This is a genomic window from Streptacidiphilus sp. MAP12-20, assembly GCF_041262525.1.
Taxonomy (GTDB): domain Bacteria; phylum Actinomycetota; class Actinomycetes; order Streptomycetales; family Streptomycetaceae; genus Streptacidiphilus.
Map to the genome: position 1 here is coordinate 97,689 of NZ_JBGCCK010000007.1, position 18,103 is coordinate 115,791.

Annotated in this window: 16 protein-coding genes; 9 read left to right on the forward strand and 7 right to left on the reverse strand. The window is 72.3% G+C overall.

Annotation, left to right across the window (positions count from 1 at the left end; all coding sequences use genetic code 11):
• Nucleotides 1-22 precede the first annotated feature (22 nt).
• The 3 genes from ABIA32_RS11345 (at nt 23) to ABIA32_RS11355 (ending at nt 3,185) form a co-directional block, all read left to right on the forward strand.
• Entirely contained in the window at nt 23-679 is a 657-nt protein-coding gene (locus ABIA32_RS11345) for a TetR/AcrR family transcriptional regulator (RefSeq protein ID WP_370093901.1), read from the forward strand.
• 93 nt (nt 680-772) lie between these two features.
• Nucleotides 773-2,272: a flavin-containing monooxygenase gene (locus ABIA32_RS11350; protein ID WP_370093902.1), complete on the forward strand. Its 1,500-nt coding sequence runs from the start codon at nt 773-775 to the stop codon at nt 2,270-2,272.
• Nucleotides 2,273-2,282: 10 nt separating this feature from the next.
• Complete coding sequence (locus ABIA32_RS11355; protein WP_370093903.1) at nt 2,283-3,185, forward strand: SDR family oxidoreductase; 903 nt, start codon at nt 2,283-2,285, stop codon at nt 3,183-3,185.
• A gap of 31 nt (nt 3,186-3,216) precedes the next feature.
• On the opposite strand, the gene ABIA32_RS11360 is transcribed toward ABIA32_RS11355, so the two are convergent.
• Complete coding sequence (locus ABIA32_RS11360; RefSeq protein ID WP_370093904.1) at nt 3,217-3,639, reverse strand: MarR family winged helix-turn-helix transcriptional regulator; 423 nt, start codon at nt 3,637-3,639, stop codon at nt 3,217-3,219.
• An 83-nt stretch (nt 3,640-3,722) separates the two neighbouring features.
• On the opposite strand from ABIA32_RS11360, the gene ABIA32_RS11365 reads away from it, so the two are divergent.
• Nucleotides 3,723-4,166: a hypothetical protein gene (locus ABIA32_RS11365; protein ID WP_370093905.1), complete on the forward strand. Its 444-nt coding sequence runs from the start codon at nt 3,723-3,725 to the stop codon at nt 4,164-4,166.
• A complete protein-coding gene (locus ABIA32_RS11370) occupies nt 4,163-5,731 on the forward strand; it encodes a multicopper oxidase family protein (RefSeq protein ID WP_370093906.1) in 1,569 nt (522 codons plus the stop codon). Before ABIA32_RS11365 ends, ABIA32_RS11370 begins: the two co-directional genes overlap by 4 nt.
• 28 nt (nt 5,732-5,759) lie before the next feature.
• Here the strand turns inward: ABIA32_RS11370 and ABIA32_RS11375 are convergent, their stop codons facing one another.
• A complete protein-coding gene (locus ABIA32_RS11375) occupies nt 5,760-7,193 on the reverse strand; it encodes an aspartate aminotransferase family protein (RefSeq protein WP_370093907.1) in 1,434 nt (477 codons plus the stop codon).
• 183 nt (nt 7,194-7,376) lie between these two features.
• Nucleotides 7,377-7,757: a hypothetical protein gene (locus ABIA32_RS11380; RefSeq protein WP_370093908.1), complete on the reverse strand. Its 381-nt coding sequence runs from the start codon at nt 7,755-7,757 to the stop codon at nt 7,377-7,379.
• Nucleotides 7,758-7,928: 171 nt separating this feature from the next.
• On the opposite strand from ABIA32_RS11380, the gene lnt reads away from it, so the two are divergent.
• The 3 genes from lnt (at nt 7,929) to glmS (ending at nt 11,729) form a co-directional block, all read left to right on the forward strand.
• Nucleotides 7,929-9,479, forward strand: coding sequence for an apolipoprotein N-acyltransferase (gene lnt, locus ABIA32_RS11385; RefSeq protein WP_370093909.1), 1,551 nt, complete (start codon nt 7,929-7,931; stop codon nt 9,477-9,479).
• Between the two features lie 103 nt (nt 9,480-9,582).
• Nucleotides 9,583-9,858, forward strand: a complete 276-nt coding sequence (locus tag ABIA32_RS11390) for a hypothetical protein (protein ID WP_370093910.1) — start codon at nt 9,583-9,585, stop codon at nt 9,856-9,858.
• Between the two features lie 47 nt (nt 9,859-9,905).
• Entirely contained in the window at nt 9,906-11,729 is a 1,824-nt protein-coding gene (gene glmS, locus ABIA32_RS11395) for a glutamine--fructose-6-phosphate transaminase (isomerizing) (protein WP_370093911.1), read from the forward strand.
• Here the strand turns inward: glmS and ABIA32_RS11400 are convergent.
• Nucleotides 11,716-13,116 (reverse strand): GNAT family N-acetyltransferase, encoded by a 1,401-nt coding sequence (locus ABIA32_RS11400; protein ID WP_370093912.1) that lies wholly within the window; start codon nt 13,114-13,116, stop codon nt 11,716-11,718. The two genes, glmS and ABIA32_RS11400, sit on opposite strands and share 14 nt — an antisense overlap.
• Before the next feature lie 236 nt (nt 13,117-13,352).
• Between ABIA32_RS11400 and ABIA32_RS11405 the strand changes: the two genes are divergently transcribed.
• The gene (locus tag ABIA32_RS11405; RefSeq protein ID WP_370093913.1) at nt 13,353-13,619 is read left to right on the forward strand and encodes a hypothetical protein; all 267 of its coding nucleotides are present in this window, start codon (nt 13,353-13,355) and stop codon (nt 13,617-13,619) included.
• Between the two features lie 184 nt (nt 13,620-13,803).
• Here the strand turns inward: ABIA32_RS11405 and ABIA32_RS11410 are convergent, their stop codons facing one another.
• The 3 genes from ABIA32_RS11410 to ABIA32_RS11420 all read right to left on the reverse strand — a co-directional run bounded on the left by ABIA32_RS11410 (nt 13,804) and on the right by ABIA32_RS11420 (nt 17,885).
• Nucleotides 13,804-14,595 (reverse strand): SGNH/GDSL hydrolase family protein, encoded by a 792-nt coding sequence (locus ABIA32_RS11410; protein ID WP_370093914.1) that lies wholly within the window; start codon nt 14,593-14,595, stop codon nt 13,804-13,806.
• A 225-nt stretch (nt 14,596-14,820) separates the two neighbouring features.
• Entirely contained in the window at nt 14,821-17,178 is a 2,358-nt protein-coding gene (locus ABIA32_RS11415; protein ID WP_370093915.1) for an FtsX-like permease family protein, read from the reverse strand.
• Entirely contained in the window at nt 17,175-17,885 is a 711-nt protein-coding gene (locus tag ABIA32_RS11420; RefSeq protein WP_370093916.1) for an ABC transporter ATP-binding protein, read from the reverse strand. Before ABIA32_RS11420 ends, ABIA32_RS11415 begins: the two co-directional genes overlap by 4 nt.
• Nucleotides 17,886-18,103: the final 218 nt, after the last annotated feature.

Consider the following 18,103-nt stretch of genomic DNA (forward strand, 5'->3'; position numbering starts at 1 on the left):
CTGTATGGAACAGGATGTAGGTATGACAGCTCCTCGATCGGTGCGGAGTCGGCGCGCGGCGCACACCGCCGACACCCGGCGCGCGCTGCTGCGCGCCGCCCGCACGCTGTTCGCCGAGCGCGGTTACACCGCCACCGGAACCGAGGACATCGTCGGCGCGGCGCAGGTCACCAGGGGTGCGCTGTACCACCACTTCAAGGACAAGGCCGACCTGTTCCGGGCCGTCATGGGCGAGTGCGCCCAGGAGATGGCCGAGCGGCTGGTCGAGCAGGAGACCGCCCGCGCCGAGGCGCAGGAGGGCGATGCCTGGACGTTGCTCCGATTGGGTTTCCAGTCCTTCCTCGACGCCTGCAACGACCCCGACTTCCAGCGGATCGTGCTGGTCGAGGGCCCGGCCGTACTCGGGCACAGCGCCTGGGACGCGCTGGTCGAGCAGCACGGCTACGTGCTGCTCGCGGAGGAGCTGACCCGGGCCATCGCCGAGGGCGGCATCGCGCCGATGCCGGTCGCGCCGCTCACCCGGATGCTCGCCGCGCTGATCTCCGAGGCGAGCCTCTACATCGCCCGCGCGGACGACCACGAGCGGGCGCGTCGCGAGGCCGGCGAAGTGCTCGACCGGCTGCTGGACGGGCTCTCGAGCGCGTCGTCGTCCGGCGCGCCGAACCGTACTCGCGCGTAACTTCCCGCTTCCGGAGTCTTCCCGCAGCTCGGTGCGTCCCCTACTCTCCTGATTGCGCCACCGATCACTGGCACAGTCGTGAGGAGCATCGAGATGGGCAGCAGTGCCGCAGTCCAGCACGTGAAAGTGGCCGTCATCGGCTCCGGCTTCGGCGGTCTCGGTGCCGCCGTGCGGCTGCGCGAGGAAGGCGTCACCGACTTCGTGGTGCTGGAGCGCGCCGAGTCCGTCGGCGGCACGTGGCGCGACAACAGCTACCCCGGGTGCGCCTGCGACGTGCCCTCGCACCTGTACTCGTTCTCCTTCGCGCCGAACCCCGACTGGCCGCGCACCTTCTCCGGCCAGCCGGAGATCCGCGCCTACCTGGAGCGGATCGTCGACCGGTTCCAGCTCCGCGCCTACCTGCGCTTCAATCACACCGTCTCTGGCGCTCGCTGGGACAACGAGACGGCCCGCTGGGAGATCGACACCAATCAGGGCCGCTACAGCGCCCAGGTCCTGGTCTCGGCGACCGGGCCGCTGTCCGACCCGTCGGTCCCCGACGTCCCCGGCATCGCCGACTTCCCCGGCGAGATCTTCCACTCGGCGCAGTGGAACCATGACTACGACCTCACCGGCAAGCGCGTCGCCGTGATCGGCACCGGCGCGTCGGCGATCCAGATCGTGCCCGTCATCCAGCCGAAGGTCGGCAAGCTGGTGCTCTTCCAGCGCACGCCCCCGTGGGTGATGAACCGGATGGACCGCGACATCACCTCGGTCGAGCGCTTCGTCTACCGGCACGTCCCCGCCATCCAGCGCGCGCTGCGCGGCGCGCTCTGGCTGCTGCGCGAGTACCAGGTCGGCGCTTTCGTTAAGCGGCCCGCGCTGCTCAAGGCCCCAGAGGCGCTGGCGCTGCAGAATCTCAAGCGCGCCGTCAAGGACCCGGCGCTGCGGGCCAAGCTGACCCCCGGCTACCGGTTCGGCTGCAAGCGCGTGCTGCTCTCCAACACCTACTACCCGGCGCTGGCCCAGCCCAACGCCGAGGTGGTCGCCGCCGGCCTCAAGGAGGTCGAGGGCAGCACCCTGGTCGCCGCCGACGGCAGCGAGCACGAGGTCGACGTGATCGTCTTCTCGACCGGCTTCCACGTCACCGACATGCCGGTCGCCGACCACATCACCGGCTCGGCCGGCACCACGCTGGCACAGGAGTGGGTGGCGGGCATGGAGGCGCTGCGCGGCACGACCGTGCGCGGCTTCCCGAACCTGCTCTTCGTCATCGGTCCCAACACCGGCCTCGGCAACAGCTCGATGGTGCTGATGATCGAGTCCCAGCTCAACTACCTGGCCGACTACCTGCGCAAGCTCGACGCGAGCGGCGCGGCCGCGCTGGACGTCACCGCCTCCGCGCAGCGCCGCTGGAACGACGAGGTGCAGCGCCGGATGGCGCGTACCGTCTGGAAGACGGGCGGCTGCCGCAGCTGGTACCTGGACGCGGACGGCAACAACACCGTGCTCTGGCCCGGGACCACCGCCCACTTCCGCCGCGAGACGCGCCACGTCGACCTGCACGAGTACGACCTGATCCACGCCCCCGTCGCCGCCCCCGTGCACGTCTGAGAGGTTCGAGATGTCGAGCAAGAACATGGCCGGTCAGGTCGTCGTGATCACCGGGGCCGCCCGCGGCGTCGGCGCGCAGCTGGCCCGGACGCTCGCCGGCCGCGGCGCGAAGGTGGCGCTGGTCGGCCTGGAGCGGGAGCAGTTGGAGCTCGTCGCGGGCGAGTGCGGCCCGGACGCGGGCTGGTGGGAGGCCAATGTCACCGACCGTGACGCGCTGCGCGGGACGGCCGAGGCGATCGTCGAGCGCTACGGCCGGATCGACGTCGTCGTCGCCAACGCGGGCATCGCGACCGGCGCGCCCTTCATGGACTCCGACCCGGACGTCTGGACCCGCGTCATCGAGGTCAATCTCGTCGGCAGTGCCAACACGGCCTGGGCCTTCCTCCCGGCGCTGACGGCCTCGCGCGGCTACCTGCTGCAGATCGCCTCCTTGGCCGCGCTCACCCCGGCGCCGCTGATGACGGCGTACTGCGCGAGCAAGAGCGGAGTCGAGGCCTTCGCCCACGCGCTGCGGCCCGAGTTGGCGCTCAAGGGCGTCAAGGTGGGCGTCGGCTACCTGAGCTGGACCGACACCGACATGGTCCGCGGCGCGGACGAGGACCCGGTGATGCGGGACATGCGCGCGGCGCTGCCGTGGCCGCTGAACCGCACCTATCCGCTGGCGCCCGCGGTCGAGCGGCTCGCGGACGGCATCGCCCGCCGCTCGGTCCACGTCTACGCCCAGGCGTGGCTGCGCGCGATGCAGCCGCAGCGGCATCTGACCCCGCTGATCGTCGGTGCGGTCGGCCCGCTCAAGCTTCGCGCGATGGGCTCGCGGCTGGCGGAGTTCGCCGAGAAGCCCCGCGGACTGGTCGGCCGCGGCGGAGCGGCGGACGAGGCGTCCCGCCAGGCGCCCACGGGCGGTCCGGCTTAGGCCGACCGGCAATGCCGGTCCGCAATGCCGGTCACCCGCGGGCGAAGCGGACCAGGAGCTCGTGGAAGAGTTCGCGTTCCGATGGGGTGAAGCAGGTGGTCAGCCGCTCCTCTCCGCGGTCCGCCGCCCGGTGGACCTCCGCCAGCATGACCTGCCCGGCCTCGGTCAGCACGATCCACTGGGCGCGGCGATCGGTCGGGTGCGGCTCACGCCGCACCAGGCCGCGTTGTTCCAGCGTGTCGACATAGCGGACCATCGCGGACTTGTCGCTGTTGAGCATGTCGATCAGCTGCCGCTGGGTCTGCGGACCCAGGTGGCCCAGGTGAATGAGAATGCCGGCCACGACGTTCTCCAGCCCCAGGCTCCGCAGCTCCTCGGTGAAGACGCGCGCAGCGCGGATGTGGGCGTGGCGCAGGGCCAGGCCCAGGGGCGGCTTCGGGGCGTTCTCGTTCACGGCTCTCATTATAGGGGTGCGAGCAACAATCTCATATGAGACGATCTCACCAGAGACGAAATTTCGCTCCCTGGGGGATCGTCATGTCACAAAGTCCTGCCCTGCCTCGCTGGCCGCTGCTGACGCTGCGGGTGACCGCCGCGTTGGTCGCGCTGCTCGCTCTGGCGCAGCCCGTCCTGGCCGGAGGCTTTCTGCAGGGGTACTACCCCCTGCTCAACGCCCACCTGATGGCCGCGATGATCCTGTCCACCGCCGTCCTGCTCTCCCTCGTCGCCTCGGTGCTGGTCTGGCGCCTCGGCGGCGGGCCGACCGCCTTCATGCTGTACTACGGCATCCTGCTGGTGCTCTGCGTCGCCCAGATCACGCTCGGCTTCGACCGGGTGCTGCTGCTCCACATACCGCTGGGCATCGCCATCTTCGTGATGTCGGAGAAGTTCGTCACCGACATCTTCCGGTTCAAGCCGAGCGCCGCTGAGACCACGTCAGTCTCCGCTGCCGCCAAGGAAACCGCCGAGGTCGAGGCATGAGCGGCCTGAGTCGGCGTCGGTTCCTCGGGGTCGGCGCGGCCGGCGTCCTCGGCGCCGGTGCGGTCGCGGTCGGCGTGCCGATGCTCGGACGGATGATCCCCGGCGGCCAGCCGGGGCTGCTGCTGAGCAGCAAGGTGCCCCCGCCGAAGAAGTACACCGTGCCGCTGCCACTCCCGTCCGTACTTCAGCCGGTGCGGACCGACGGCACCAGCGATTACTACGAGATCACCGCCCGCCCCGGGCTCGCCCGGCTGGTGCCGGGGCACGACACCGAAGTCTGGGGCTACCAGGGCGTCTTTCCCGGTCCCACCATCGAGTCCCGCTCCGGGCGCCGCACGGTCGTGACCCACCGCAACGAGCTGCCGCACCCGACCGTCGTCCACCTCCACGGCGGCCACACCCCGCACGACAGCGACGGCTACCCGCTCGACCTCATCGCGCCCATGGGCGGCGGGAGTTCAGCGGGGTCGGCAGGGATGGCGGGCATGCCCGGCATGAGCGGGGCGACCTCGCAGCCCGAGCGCCAGTACGTCTACCCGATGCAGCAGCGCGCGGCCACGCTCTGGTACCACGACCACACCATGGGCTTCACCGGCCCGCACGTCTACCGCGGCCTGGCCGGCTTCCACCTGGTCCGCGACGACGAGGAGGCCGCGCTCGGCCTGCCGCACGGCCCGCGCGAGCTGCCGCTGATGCTCGCGGACCGTGCCTTCGGCGCGGACGGCGGCTTCGCCTACCCGGCGCTGGACCCGGCCGAGGGCAAGCCCGGCGTGACGGACTCCTACATGAACGGCGTGCTGGGCGACGTGATCCTGGTCAACGGCGCTCCGTGGCCGTTCGCCGCGGTCGACCGGGCCCGCTACCGGCTGCGCCTGCTCAACGCCTCCAACGCGCGCCGCTACCGGCTGGAGCTGGACCCGCAACCGGCGGGCGGCGGGGGACTGCTGCAGATCGGCTCCGACGGCGGCCTGTTGGACCGGGCCCTCGCCCACGACTCGATCGACATCGCCCCGGCCGAGCGCTTCGACGTCGTGGTCGACTTCTCCCGCTACCCGGCCGGCAGCAGCGTGCGGCTGGTCAACCGACTCGGCAGCGACGGCACGGACGAGGTCATGCGGTTCGACATCGGCAGCGCCGGGGTGGCCGACGACTCCCGGGTGCCGGGCCGCCTGGCGCAGACCGAGACGCTGGACCCGGCCAAGGCCGTCGCAACGCGGACCTTCCTGTTCCAGAAGTCGCACAACAGCTGGACCGTGAATGGCCACGACTACCAGCCCGGATGCTCGCTGGCGGCCCCGAAGCTGGGGCAGACCGAGATCTGGCGCTTCGTCACCGACCTGCACCACCCGGTCCACCTGCACCTCGACCCGTTCCAGGTATTGGGGAGGAACGGCGCGAAGCCCGGTGCCTACGACGCGGGGTGGAAGGACACCGTCGACGTCCTGCCCGCCCAGGGCGTCGAGGTGGCCGTGCGGTTCACCGACTACGCGGGCCGCTTCCTGCTGCACTGCCACAACCTCGAGCACGAGGACATGGCGATGATGGCCGAGTTCACCACGGATTGACGCAGCGTCAGAGCCGTACGAGCCGGCGTCACGCTAGTTTCGCGAGCGCGGCGCCGGCCTCGCGCACCTCGTCCAGCAGGATCCGCAGGTCCTCCTCGGTCGTCGTGGCGTTCAGCAGGCAGGCCCGCATGGCCTCCTGGCCGCTCAGCACGGTGCCCGTGACGAACGCCTTGCCACGCTCCTGCACCGCGACCGGCAGCAGGGCGTTGACGCGGTGCAGCGCCTCCTCGTCCAGTCCGGCCGGACGGTAGCGGAAGGCCACGATCGAGGTCTCGACGGGTGCGAGCAGCTCCAGATCGTCCGCGGCGGCGACGAGTTCGCCCAGCGTCCGGGCCAGGGCGCAGCAGCGGCTGACGTCGCGGACGATGCCGGTGCGGCCGGCGGCAGCGATCGTCGCCCAGACCTTCAGCGAGCGGAACGGCCGGGTCTGCTCGATGCCGTACTCGGAGAACCAGCCGAGCCCCCCGGCCGCGTCGTCGCGCAGGTAGGGCGGCACCAGGCTGAACGTCCCGCGCAGCTGCTCGGCGTCGCGGACCAGCACGCAGCCGCAGTCCACCGGAACGCCGAGCCACTTGTGCGGGTCGAGCGCGAGCGAGTCGGCGCGCTCCAGCCCCGCGAAGCGGTGCGCGGAGACGGGGTCCAGCCGACCGAACGCGCCGTAGGCGCCGTCGATGTGCAGCCACAGGCCGAACTCGGCGCAGACGTCCGCGAGCGCGTCCAGGTCGTCGACCGCCCCGGTGTTGACCGTCCCCGCCGAGGCAGCGACCAGGAACGGCGTGCGCCCCTCCGCCAGGTCGGCGGCGATCTGCTTCCGCAGCGCGGCCGGGTCGAGATGCCCGGACGCGTCGGTGGCCACGGTCTTGAGCTGCCGACTGCCCAGCCCGAGCAGCTCGGCGGCCTTGCGCACGCAGGAATGCGTCTCCGAGCTCACGTACCCGACCAGCGGCGGCAGTGCGGCCAGCCCCTCCTCGCGCACATCCACGCCGAGCCGGGCGGCGGCGCGGTTCCTGGCGGCGGCCAGCGCGACGATCGTCGCCATCGACGCGCCGGACGTCAGCAGCCCGCCCCCGGCCGGGTGCGGAAATCCGACCAGGTCCGCGAGCCAGCGCACGACGCTCCGCTCCAGGTGCACGTCCGCGTGGTCGCCCCCGGCGGCGCTCGGGTTCATCGCGGCCGCGGCGAACGCCCCGAGTACGCCCGCGGGCGCGGGGGCGGCGTTCACCCAGCCGAAGAACCGGGGATGCCCGTTGCCCATCGGATGCGGCAGCACCTGCGCGGCCACCCGGCCGAGCAGCTCGGCCAGCTCCACGCCCTGCTCCGGCAGCGGCAGTCCGAGCAGCCCCTCGCGCGCGTCCGCCGGCATCGGCGTCCAGACCGCCCGCGCGGGCAGGCCGTCGAGGTAGTCGGCGAGCAGGTCGGCCGCCTCGTGCGCGGCGGAGCGGAAGTCGCTGGTGTGGGCCATGCGGCCACCCTATCCGGGGCCGGCGCGGCACCCGGGCGGCCTACCTGATCCGCGCGTTCGCCTCCCTGGACGAGCACTGTGCGCGGGAGGACGCCGGCTGCGGCAGCGATGTGTGACTCAAGGCGGCCCGGGAGGCCGCCGCCCAGGCCCTCCGGCGCGGCTGACGGCCTCGAACGGGGCCGCTCAGCCGCGGGGCTCGCCGAGGGCGATCGCGTCGCTGGGCAGTGTCGGCTTCGGACGGCGGGGCTCGCGGTCGCCCGCGCTCGGCGGGCCGGACTCGCCACCGTCACCGCGGCGGAACCGGCCCACGCGGCCGGCCCGGTCGGCCAGGAAGCGCATCGGCGCGCTCAGCGCGATCGCGATCGGATGGCGGGTCACCTGGAACGCGAACCGGCTGCCGTTGCCGGTCCGGCCCCAGGTGCGCTCCAGGGGGTAGCCGACGAAGAGCCAGAGCGGCGCGAAGGCGACCATCGCCAGGCTGATCGCGAAGGTCTGCCCGGGCCTGCGTCCGCCTCGGCCGATGCCCGAACGGATGTCGTGGAGTTGCCGTTTGCCTGATGCCATGTCAGCCTCCCGTCGGCTCCAGGGTGCCTCGCGTCGGCTCCGCTCGCAAACAACGTGCTCATCCGCTGATCGCAAGGGAGAATTGGCTCGGTACGGACCTTTCCCCAGCCTTCGGCCGGGGGTGCCCCCGTGGAAGGGATCAGCGTGAGCGTCGTCGCCGGGAGGAGATCGATGGGCGAGCAGGGTGACCGGCCCGCCCCGGCGCGCCGCTCGCTCGCGCGCCGCGCCGCCGGGCCGCTGCTCGCGGCGGTCTGCGGCGCGCTGCCCGTGCTGATCTTCCCCGCGCCCGGGTGGTGGTGGTTCGCCTACATCTGCCTGGTACCGCTGATGCTCGTGCTCCGCGCCGCGCCGACCCCGCGCCGGGCGCTGCTGCTGGGCTGGTGCGGCGGTATCGGTTTTCTGATCGGCGTGATGAGCTGGCTGATCCCTTCGCTCAGCGTCGCGATCATCGTCCTGGCCGCCTTCCTCGGCGCGCTCTGGGCGCCCTGGGGCTGGCTGGTCCATCGGTTGCTGCACGGCACTCCCGACGGCGGGCGCGCGCTGGCCGCGCTCGCGCTGGTGCCGACGGGGTGGCTGCTGACCGAGACCGTCCGCTCCTGGCAGTACCTCGGTGGCCCCTGGGGGCTGCTCGGCGCCAGCCAGTACCAGCAGCACTTCGCGCTGCGGCTGGCCTCCGTCGGCGGGGTCTGGCTGGACAGCCTGCTGATCGTCGCCGTCAACACCGCCCTGGTCGTGCTCGTCGCCGCCTGGGGGCGCTCGGCCGTCGCCTGGCTGACGCTGATCGGCCTCTCCCTGGGCACCCTCGCGGTCACCGCCTGGGCGCCGCAGCCGCAGCTGACCGGGCGGACGGCGGTGATCGGCGTGATCCAGCCCGGCCTCGCCGACGACACCGTCACCGACCGCACCGCGCGCGGCGAGCAACTGACCGCGACGCTCGCGGCGAACCGTCCCGACCTGGTGCTCTGGGGCGAGAGCAGCGTCTCCTACGACCTGGACGCCCGCCCCGACCTCACCGCGCGCCTCGCCCGCAGCGCCGCGGGCGTCGGCGCGGACCTGCTGGTCAACGTGGACGCGGTGCGACCGGGCAGCGGCGGGATCTACAAGAGCTCCGTCCTGGTCGGACCGCAGGGGGTGACCGGCCAGCGCTACGACAAGATCCGCCTGGTGCCCTTCGGTGAGTACATACCGCTCCGGCCCGCGCTCGGCTGGATCAAGAACTTCTCCAAGGCCGCCGCCGTCGACCGCCGTCGCGGCACCGGACCGGTGGTGATGACCGTGCCCACGCGGGACGGCGGCACCCTGACCGTCGGTCCGCTGATCTGCTTCGAGTCCGCGTTCCCCGACATGAGCCGGGCGCTGACGCGGCGCGGCGCGCAGGTCATCCTGGTGCAGTCCGCCACGCCCACCTTCCAGCACACCTGGGCCCCGGAGCAGCACGCCTCCCTCGCCGCGCTGCGTGCCGCCGAGACCGGCCGTCCGGTGGTGCAGGCGACGCTGACCGGCGTGAGCGTCGCCTACGACGCCTCCGGCGCGCGGGTCGGGCCGCAGCTGGCCAAGGACGCCTCGGGCGCCGTCGCCTACACGGTGCCACTGGCGACGGGCAGCACGCTCTACGACCGCTGGGGCAACTGGGTGCCGGTCGGCTCGGCGCTGACGCTGTTGCTGTGCGGCGGCTTCTGGCTGCTCTCCGCACGCCGCGACCGGCGGCGAAGCCGCCGCTGAGCAGTCGCCCCTGAACGGCCACCGGAGCCGTTTGGGCGGAGTCCTGCCCGATTCCGGGCAGGATTCTTGGTGAACCGTGCGCGGATGCGTAGGGTCATTCCTCGTGTCCCAGGCCAGCCACCCTCACGACGACCTGCTGCAGCACCTGCTCCGGACCACGGCGCTCCGCCCGGGCGAAGCCGCCCGCGTCATCGCGGACGTGCTCGCCTACTTCGGCGAGAGCACCGAGGAGTACGTGCGCCGCCGCCACGGCGAGCTGCAGGCGCGCGGGCTGACCAACGACCAGATCTTCGCCCGGCTCGGCCCCGAGCTGGCACAGCGCCGCGTGGCAGCCCCCGAGCTGTCCGCGCGCCAGCTGCGCCGACTCGTCTACGGCTGACCGGACGGCACGAGCTGCGAGCGGCAAGGAACCAGAGGAGAGAGCGTATGTGCGGAATCGTCGCCTACATCGGCAGCAAGGACGCGGCCCCCATCCTGCTCGAGGGCCTGGCCCGGCTGGAGTACCGGGGCTACGACTCGGCCGGTGTCGCGGTCGCCGCCAAGGGCGGGCTCAAGATGGTCAAGAAGAAGGGCCGCGTGGCTGATCTCGCGGCCGTCGTGCCGGCCCGCTTCAAGGGAACGGCGGGCATCGGCCACACCCGCTGGGCCACCCACGGCGAGCCGAGCGACGCCAACTCGCACCCGCACCTCGACGGCGCACAGCGCTTCGCCGTCGTGCACAACGGCATCATCGAGAACGCCGACCAGCTGCGCGCCAAGCTGGAGGCCGACGGCGTCGTCTTCGCCTCCGAGACCGACACCGAGGTGCTCGTCCACCTGATCGCCGCCGAGGCGAAGACCGAGACCGAGCTCGAGGACGCCGTCCGCGCCGCGCTCAGCCGGATCGTCGGCACCTACGGCATCGCCGTCCTCGACGCCGAGCAGCCGGACCGGATCGTCGTCGCCCGCAATGGCAGCCCGATCGTGCTGGGCATCGGCGAGAAGGAGATGTTCGCCGCCTCCGACGTCGCCGCCCTGGTCCGCTACACCCGCCAGGTCGTCCACCTGGACGACGGCGAGCTGGCGACCGTACGCGCCGACGGCTTCCAGACCTTCACCCAGGACGCCCGCGCCACCGCCAAGAAGCCCTCCACCGTGGACTGGGAGGAGGCGTCCTACGACACCGCCGGGCACGCGCACTTCCTGATCAAGGAGATCCACGAGCAGCCGGCCGCCGTCGAGCGCACCCTCTCCGGCCGCGTCGACGAGCGCTTCGCCACCGCCCACCTGGGCGGCCTCAACCTGGACGCCCGCGAGGCGCGCGCCTTCCGCCGCGTCAAGATCCTCGGGTGCGGCTCCGCGTACTACTCGGGCGAGCTCGGCGCGCAGCTGATCGAGGAGCTGGCCCGGATCCCCGCCCACGCCGAGCCCGCCTCGGAGTTCCGCTACCGCAACCCGGTGATCGAGGCGGACACCCTGTACATCGCGGTCAGCCAGTCCGGCGAGACCTACGACACCCTGGCCGCCGTCCAGGAGATCAAGCGCAAGGGCGGCCGGGTCCTCGGTGTCGTCAACACGGTCGGCAGCGCCATCGCCCGCGAGTGCGACGGCGGCGTCTACCTGCACGCGGGACCGGAGATCTCGGTCGCCTCGACCAAGGCATTCACCTCGACGGCCGTTGCCTTCGCGCTGATCGCGCTGCACTTCGGCCGCGTCCACGACCTGTCGCCCGCCGACGGCCACCGCATCTGCGCGGGCCTGAAGGCGCTGCCCGGCCAGATCCGGGAGATCCTGGCCCAGGAGAAGGAGATCGCCGAGCTCGCCGCCGCGTACGCGCACAACGCCGGGATGATGTTCGTCGGCCGGGTGCGCGGCTGGCCGGTGGCCCGCGAGGGGGCGCAGAAGCTCAAGGAGGTCTCCTACGTCCACGCCGAGGCCTACCCGGCCAGCGAGCTCAAGCACGGCCCGCTCGCGCTGATCGGCCCGGAGCTGCCGACGGTCGCCCTGGTGCCGGACGACGAGCTGGTGGAGAAGAACCTCACCACCATGGGCGAGATCCGGGCCCGCCACGGGCGGGTGCTGATGGTCGGCCACACCGCGCCGGACCCGAAGTTCGCCGAGGACACGATCCTGATCCCGAAGAACGAGCCCGAGCTGGACCCGATCCTGCTCGGCATCCCGCTCCAGCTGCTCGCCTACTACGCGGCGGTGGCGCTGGAGCGGGACGTGGACAAGCCGCGCAACCTGGCGAAGTCCGTCACCGTCGAGTAGCGGCGGCCTCGGCGTCGGCCTTCGCGGCGGCGTTCACGAGGGTGGGGGAGAGGTGCGCGGTGATCACCAGCGTGCCCTCCTCCACCTGGTAGTCCAGCGGCACCCCGAGCGTGCGCAGCGTCGCGATCATGCCGGTGTTGGCGGCGGTCGTCACCGCGTAGACCGAGCCGACGCCGGCCTGCCGCGCCAGCTCCGTGAGCCGCCGTACCAGCGCGCCGCCGATACCGCGTCGCTGCCAGGCGTCCTCGACCAGGACCGCGATCTCGGCGGTCTCGTCGTCCCAGAGCAGGTGGGCGAGGGCGACGATCCGGCCGTCCTCCGTCTCGACGGCCAGCGTCTGGCCGTGTCGGGGGTCGAGCAGGTGGCCGAGGTAGCGGTCGGCGTCCCCGACCGGACCGTGGTACCGCTGCCGCAGCGTCTGCGCGCCGCAGCGCTCGTGCATCGCCAGCGCGGCGGCCCGGTCCCTGGGCTCGGCGCGGCGCACGGCGATCTCCGTGACCGCCTGGTTCTGGCGACCCGGGAGCGTGAGCATGGCGCGGCTCTCCGGCACGCGCGGCCCGAGCTGCGCGTCCAGCTCGACCAGCGCGCGGGCGCGGGCGAACTCGGTCGGGGTGAACGGCGGCTGTTCGCGCGTCAGCTCCAGCACCCCGCCGGCCGGGTCGCGCAGCCGCATGACCGCTCCGTCGAGCTCGTCCTCGTCGATCCGCTCGCCGGGCAGCGAGCGGATCCGGCAGCGGCCGAAGAGCTGCCGCAGTGCGAGCGGCAGCTCGGCCGCGTCCTGCGCGGTCCGGGTGGCCATGGTGAGCACGCGCGTCGGCACGTCCACGAGGTCGTGGGCGTCGGCGCGCTCCAGCCACACCTCGGTGCCGCCGGCGGCGACGACGGCCCGGCTCAGCTCCTGCGGCGCGAGCTCGGGCGCGGCGCGGACGACGAACTCGTCGACGGTCTCCTCGGCGAGCGGGTGCGCCTGCATCGACACGATGTTGACGGGGATGTCCGCCAGCGCCCTGCACAGGGCGGCGAGGCTGCCGGGCGCGTCGGTCACGGTGGCTCTGACCCGCCACAACGCCACCGCCTCCGGCGGCGCGGACGCGGGCGGCGCGGTGACCCCGCCACCCTCCTGGCCTGCGGCGGAGCTGATCGCCCCTGGCGGGGCGTGGGTATGGCGATGGGTCCACCAGCTGTGCCAGATCGCCGTGGCCCCGAGTGCGAGCGCGGACGCCAGCAGCAGCACCGGCCCGTCATGGCCGTGCACGACGACGTTCGCGACGAGATCCGCGACGGCGACGGCGACGAAAACGGCGGAGAGCTCGGCGCTGTCTCTGCGCCAACGGTGCTTGGGGGACTGCGTGGTGGCGGAGGGCTGCGTGGAGTGAGAGCGCTTCATGCCCTCATGGTGCCGAAGCAGTGTTTCTGGACCACGAACCGATCATGACCACGAAGTAAAGCTTGCATTTGAAGTGGAATGTCCCATTTCGGTGTTGCATTGCGGCGATCATGGGCACCACGACGTTTCCACCTGGCGTGCGCGGCAGCCTCATATCTCCCTCAATTTGCTGGCCTCGGCCGCTCGTGAATGGGACATTGATCGCGCCCGAACGGGTCGACTCTTCGGAGGTTGGGATGTTCGCTCTTGTGCTGCTGGCCGGAGTCGGCTCGATCGTGGCTGTCTTCGGGATCCTGTTCGGCCTGCTGATGCTCGCGGCCGGCCTCCGGCCGAACGTTCGCGGCCTTTTCCGCCGGCGGGCGAAGTGGGAGACCAACGTCGGGCGCGACGACGCCATGCAGCTGGCCTTCTTCGAGCACCCGCACGACCACGGCCTGCACGACCACGGCGTACACGGCCACCACACGTTCGACCATGGCGGTTTTCACCAGCACGGCGTCTGACGGGGCGGCAGCGCGCACGTGACCCTCGCCGGTTCGGTGCGAGGATCACGGCATGAAGTACCTCGTGCTGATGTACGCAGACCCTGCCGCGACCGAGGCGATGTCCGCGGAGCAGCGAGCCGGAGTGTTCCGCAGGCACGAAGCACTCCACTGCTGGCCGAGGCGGTCCTGACCCTCGGCCGGTTCAGCTCGGGTAGCGCTCCAGCGACGGGCGTTTGGCGGGGCGGCCGTCGCCGCTGGACTTGCCGGTGAGGCGGCGGAGGAGCCAGGGCCAGACATGGAGGCGGAGCCAGCGGAGGTCGGCGCGGAGTTTGGTGGCGCGGGGGACCGGGGCGGCCGGCGGGAGGGGTTCGCGCCAGTCGAAGGAGGCCGGGTAGCCGAGCGCCTGGAGGACGGCTTCGGCGACGCGGCGGTGGCCCTCGGCGGAGAAGTGGAGGCGGTCCTCGGCCCACATGCGGGGGTCGTCGAAGGCGGGGACGTGGAAGAGGTCGACGAGCGCGATGTTGTCGTGGCGCTTGGCCAGGTCCCCGACGAAGCGTTGGAGCCGCAGGATCTGCGGCATGATGCGGGCGCTGCCGCGCATCCGGCGGCTGGGGTCGACGCTGTAGAACATCACCACCTGGCGGGCCTCGGCGGCCAGCCGTTGCGCGAGAGCGCCGAGGGTGCGCTCGACGTGCTCGATGTCGCAGCCGGGGCGCATCACGTCGTTGAGGCCGCCGGCCAGGGTGACCAGCTCGCCGCGAAGCGCCACGGCGGTGTCGACCTGCTCGTCCGAGATCTGGCCGATCAGCTTGCCGCGCACCGCGAGGTTCGCGTAGCGGAAGCCGTCGGAGCCGTCGGTGTCCGCCGCCAGGCGGTCGGCGACGCGGTCGGCCCAGCCGCGGTAGTGGCCGTCCGGCAGGAGCTCGTCGCACATGCCCTCGGTGAACGAGTCGCCGAGCGCCACCATGCTGCGGAAGCGAGGGGTCTGGTTCATAGTGCAACGATTCTAGAGGGCCCTCGCTCCGCTACCGGACGGCGGCCTACCAGTGCCGGTGGACGATCGGTTCCACCGAAAGGGCGGCCGCGCCCTCCACCTCCAGGGCGGGCGGACAGGGGGAGCGGGAGCCGAAAGAGCCGCTGTCAGCGGGCCCTTGGCGATGTCTTCGACACTACGCGAGGGCGCTGACAGCGGCTCCGGGATGCGAGCGCACCTCCCGCGCTACTCCGTCCGTAGCGCCGCGGCCGTCCGGGTCCGGGCAGCCCAGGTCGCGGGCGCGAGAGCGCCCAGGGTGGCCAGCGCCAGACCGCCGAGGACGAGCGGCACCAGCACCGGCAGGTGATAGACGGCCAGATCGGCCGGAGGGACCCCGGTGCCGACCGCCTGCGCCATGGCCGGCATCACCGCGTGGTGCAGCGCGACGCCGATCGGCACGCCGATCACGCCGGCCGCAAGCCCGCTCACGGAGACGCTGGTCAGGACCATGGCGACGGTCTGACGCGGCGCCATGCCGAGGGACTTGAGCACGCCGAGGTCGTGGACGCGCTCGCGGGTGTCCAGCAGGACGGTGTTGAGTACGCCCAGGCCCGCGACGATCACCAGCATCAGCGTCAGCATGACCGCCAGCGTGTCCATCGAGAGCATCACGATGCTCGGCGGTGGCGAGTTCTCCATCGCGGTCAGGCCGTAGGGCTTCAGCGCGTGATTGAGCGCGTCGACGTAGGACGGCAGGTCCGTGCCCGGCTTGAGGTCGACGTCGAACTGCGTCGTGTCTGGGACGGTGGCGAGACCGAGCGCTGCGAGCGAGGCGCGGTCGGTCATGATCGCCTGGTGCACCGCGAGCACCTCGCCGACGATGCGGACGGACGTGCTGCGTCCCGCCGTCGAGCTGAGGGTGATCGTGTCGCCGACGTGGACGCCGTCGGCGGCCAACAGGCCGGCCGGGGCGACGGCTTCGCCCGGCGCGTGGAACCAGGAGCCGGAGACCAGCTGATAGGCGCCGAAGGACGAGTCGCCCTCGTAGGCGATCACCTCCGACCTGCCGGTCCCACCTGCCACGTTCACCTGCGTTCCGGTGGTGCTGAACCACGCCCTGGTACCGGTCTGGCCGCCGATCACCCCGCCCGCCGCGGCGAGGTCGGCAGGGGTGACCACCTTCGGCTTGCCGCCGCCCGGCGGCGGGAACGGCAGCACCAGCACGGAACCCGCGTTGTCCTGCTGCAGACCCTGTTGGAAGGCATTGAGCGAGAGCATCAGACCGGCGCCGAAGGTGACCCCGATCGTGCCCAGTGCGACCGCCGCCATCGTGGTCGCCGAGCGTCCGGGACGGGTGAACGGCGAGGCCAGGCCCAGGCTGATGCCGCGCGGCAGCGGCAGCCGGGCCAGTACGCGCTGGGCCGCGCGTCCGGTCCGACCGCCGGTCGCGGTGCGGCCGACGGCCAGTGCCTCCACCGTGCGCAGCCGCCCCGCGCGCAGGGCGGGCACCAGCGCGGTCGCGGCGACGGCGGCGAGCGCGCCGAGCGGCACGACGATGTCGATCCAGAGCGGAATGCCCGGGGAGATGCTGCGCAGTGCCTTGTTGGTGACGCCCATCAGCGGGATCGAGAGCGCGTTGCCGAGCAGCAGCCCGAGGAGCGTCCCGACGCCGGCCGGGATCAGGGCCTGTCCCACGTAGGCGCGGGTGACCTGGGCGGGTGTGAAGCCCAGGGCCTTCAGAATGCCGATCCGCCGTTTCGCCGAACTGACCGCGCCGCTCACTACCACGCCGATGACCAGCACGGACATGCAGAGCCCCAGGATGCCGAAGGCGACCAGGAAGGGCACGAAGGTCGCCGAGGTCCGGTCGGCGGCTTGCTTGGCGTCGAGGTAGGAGGAGAACTCGAGCATGGCGCCCGCCGGAAACCCGGCCGCGACGGCGGCTCGTCCCGCGTCGACCTGGGCGCGGGCGTCCGCGTGGTCGAAGCGGTAGAGCATCTGCAGGTCGGGCGCAGCGCCCGGGGCGGTCAGCGCGGGGATCTCGGCGGGCGAGACCCAGCCGTCCGCGCTGCCCGTCATCGAGGCGGCCAGACCGACCACGGTCAACGTCGGGCGGCCGGGCAGATCGGGGAAGGTCATGGTGTCGCCGACCGCCAACGGGGCGTGCCCGTCGGGGAGGACGACCTGGCCCGGTCCGGTCAGCCAGTGGCCCAGGGTGACCCGAAGGTCGTCCAGCGGCCCGTCGATCGGCCGGCCGACCAGCGTGGCCGGTGCGAGCGGGTCGCCCACCGGCATGAAGGCGTCATGGCCGACCTTGGGGTGCACGGTCAGCGTCGGGTAGGGGCCCGCGGTCTCGGTGACGCCCGAGGCGTGGGCGGTCGCCGCCAGTTGCGTGGCGTCGACCTTGGCACCGTCGAAGACGGCGGCCAGATGTGCGCCGTGCTGCGCCGCGAAGGCGCGGTCGAAGGGCGCCTGGGAGGCGACGAGCAGGCCGCCCGCCAGTACGCAGGCGGTGACGGCCATCATCGTGGTCAGCACCATGACCAGCGTCTGCACGCGCTTTCGGCCCACCCCCGCGCGGACCACACCGCCGAGAGCGCTCATCGGGCCACCGCCACCGGCGCGTTGCGGACGTCGCGGTGCAGGCGGCCGTCGAGCAGCTCGATGGTCCTGGTCGCGCAGGATTCTGCGAGCGCGGTGTCGTGGGTGACCAGCACGATCGTCTGGCCCTCGGCGTTCAGGGAGGTCAGCAGCTCGCGCACGTCCGCGGCTGAGGCGCTGTCCAGCGCACCCGTCGGCTCGTCCGCGAGGAGCAGCGGCGGCCGGTTCATCAACGCCCGCGCCACCGCGACGCGCTGGCGCTCGCCGCCGGAGAGCAGACCGGGAAAGGTGCGGGCGTGCCGGGCTACGCCCAGGCGTGCCAGCAGTTCGGTGGCGCGCTTGCGGGCCTCGTCGCGGTGCATGCCGGCCAACTGGGCGGGCAGCAGCACGTTGTCCTCGACGCTCAGGTCGTCGAGAAGGTTGAAGAACTGGAACACCATGCCGATCCGCTCGCGGCGGAAGCCTGCCAGCCCGGCCTCGCTCAGCTCGTGCACGGCGACTCCGCCGACCACGACGGTGCCCCGGCTGGGCCGGTCGAGCCCCGCGATCAGGTTGAGCAGCGTCGACTTGCCGCTGCCCGAGCGGCCCAGCACGGCGAGCGACTCGCCCGCTTCGACCTCCAGGGAGAAGTCGGCGAGTGCGGGCGGGGCCGCATCGGACAGGTCGTACGACTTGCTCACATCGCGGATCTGGATGATCGGCGCGGTCACGGGTTCCTCCGTCGGCAGGCACAGCTGATTCGTTCTGACGGGCACCGACGCTACGAATCGGCGCAGGTCGGCCGACATAGGGTTGACCGGCATGCGCAGGGTGTATCCAGGTACACCCCGGATCGGGTGTCCACGCCCAGCGCGCCGCAGGGACCCGGCTGGGCAGACTGGGCCGCGTTGATCCACCCCGGCCGGTTCGGCCGGACCGACCCAGGAGG

Excerpts from the sequence above, each read along its gene's own strand:
- ABIA32_RS11345 (WP_370093901.1), top strand. The coding sequence starts at position 23 with ATGACAGCTCCTCGATCGGTGCGGAGTCGGCGCGCGGCGCACACCGCC.
- ABIA32_RS11350 (WP_370093902.1), top strand. The coding sequence starts at position 773 with ATGGGCAGCAGTGCCGCAGTCCAGCACGTGAAAGTGGCCGTCATCGGC.
- ABIA32_RS11355 (WP_370093903.1), top strand. The coding sequence starts at position 2,283 with ATGTCGAGCAAGAACATGGCCGGTCAGGTCGTCGTGATCACCGGGGCC.
- ABIA32_RS11365 (WP_370093905.1), top strand. The coding sequence starts at position 3,723 with ATGTCACAAAGTCCTGCCCTGCCTCGCTGGCCGCTGCTGACGCTGCGG.
- ABIA32_RS11370 (WP_370093906.1), top strand. The coding sequence starts at position 4,163 with ATGAGCGGCCTGAGTCGGCGTCGGTTCCTCGGGGTCGGCGCGGCCGGC.
- ABIA32_RS11375 (WP_370093907.1), bottom strand. The coding sequence starts at position 7,193 with ATGGCCCACACCAGCGACTTCCGCTCCGCCGCGCACGAGGCGGCCGAC.
- ABIA32_RS11380 (WP_370093908.1), bottom strand. The coding sequence starts at position 7,757 with ATGGCATCAGGCAAACGGCAACTCCACGACATCCGTTCGGGCATCGGC.
- lnt (WP_370093909.1), top strand. The coding sequence starts at position 7,929 with ATGGGCGAGCAGGGTGACCGGCCCGCCCCGGCGCGCCGCTCGCTCGCG.
- glmS (WP_370093911.1), top strand. The coding sequence starts at position 9,906 with ATGTGCGGAATCGTCGCCTACATCGGCAGCAAGGACGCGGCCCCCATC.
- ABIA32_RS11400 (WP_370093912.1), bottom strand. The coding sequence starts at position 13,116 with ATGAAGCGCTCTCACTCCACGCAGCCCTCCGCCACCACGCAGTCCCCC.
- ABIA32_RS11405 (WP_370093913.1), top strand. The coding sequence starts at position 13,353 with ATGTTCGCTCTTGTGCTGCTGGCCGGAGTCGGCTCGATCGTGGCTGTC.
- ABIA32_RS11410 (WP_370093914.1), bottom strand. The coding sequence starts at position 14,595 with ATGAACCAGACCCCTCGCTTCCGCAGCATGGTGGCGCTCGGCGACTCG.
- ABIA32_RS11415 (WP_370093915.1), bottom strand. The coding sequence starts at position 17,178 with ATGAGCGCTCTCGGCGGTGTGGTCCGCGCGGGGGTGGGCCGAAAGCGC.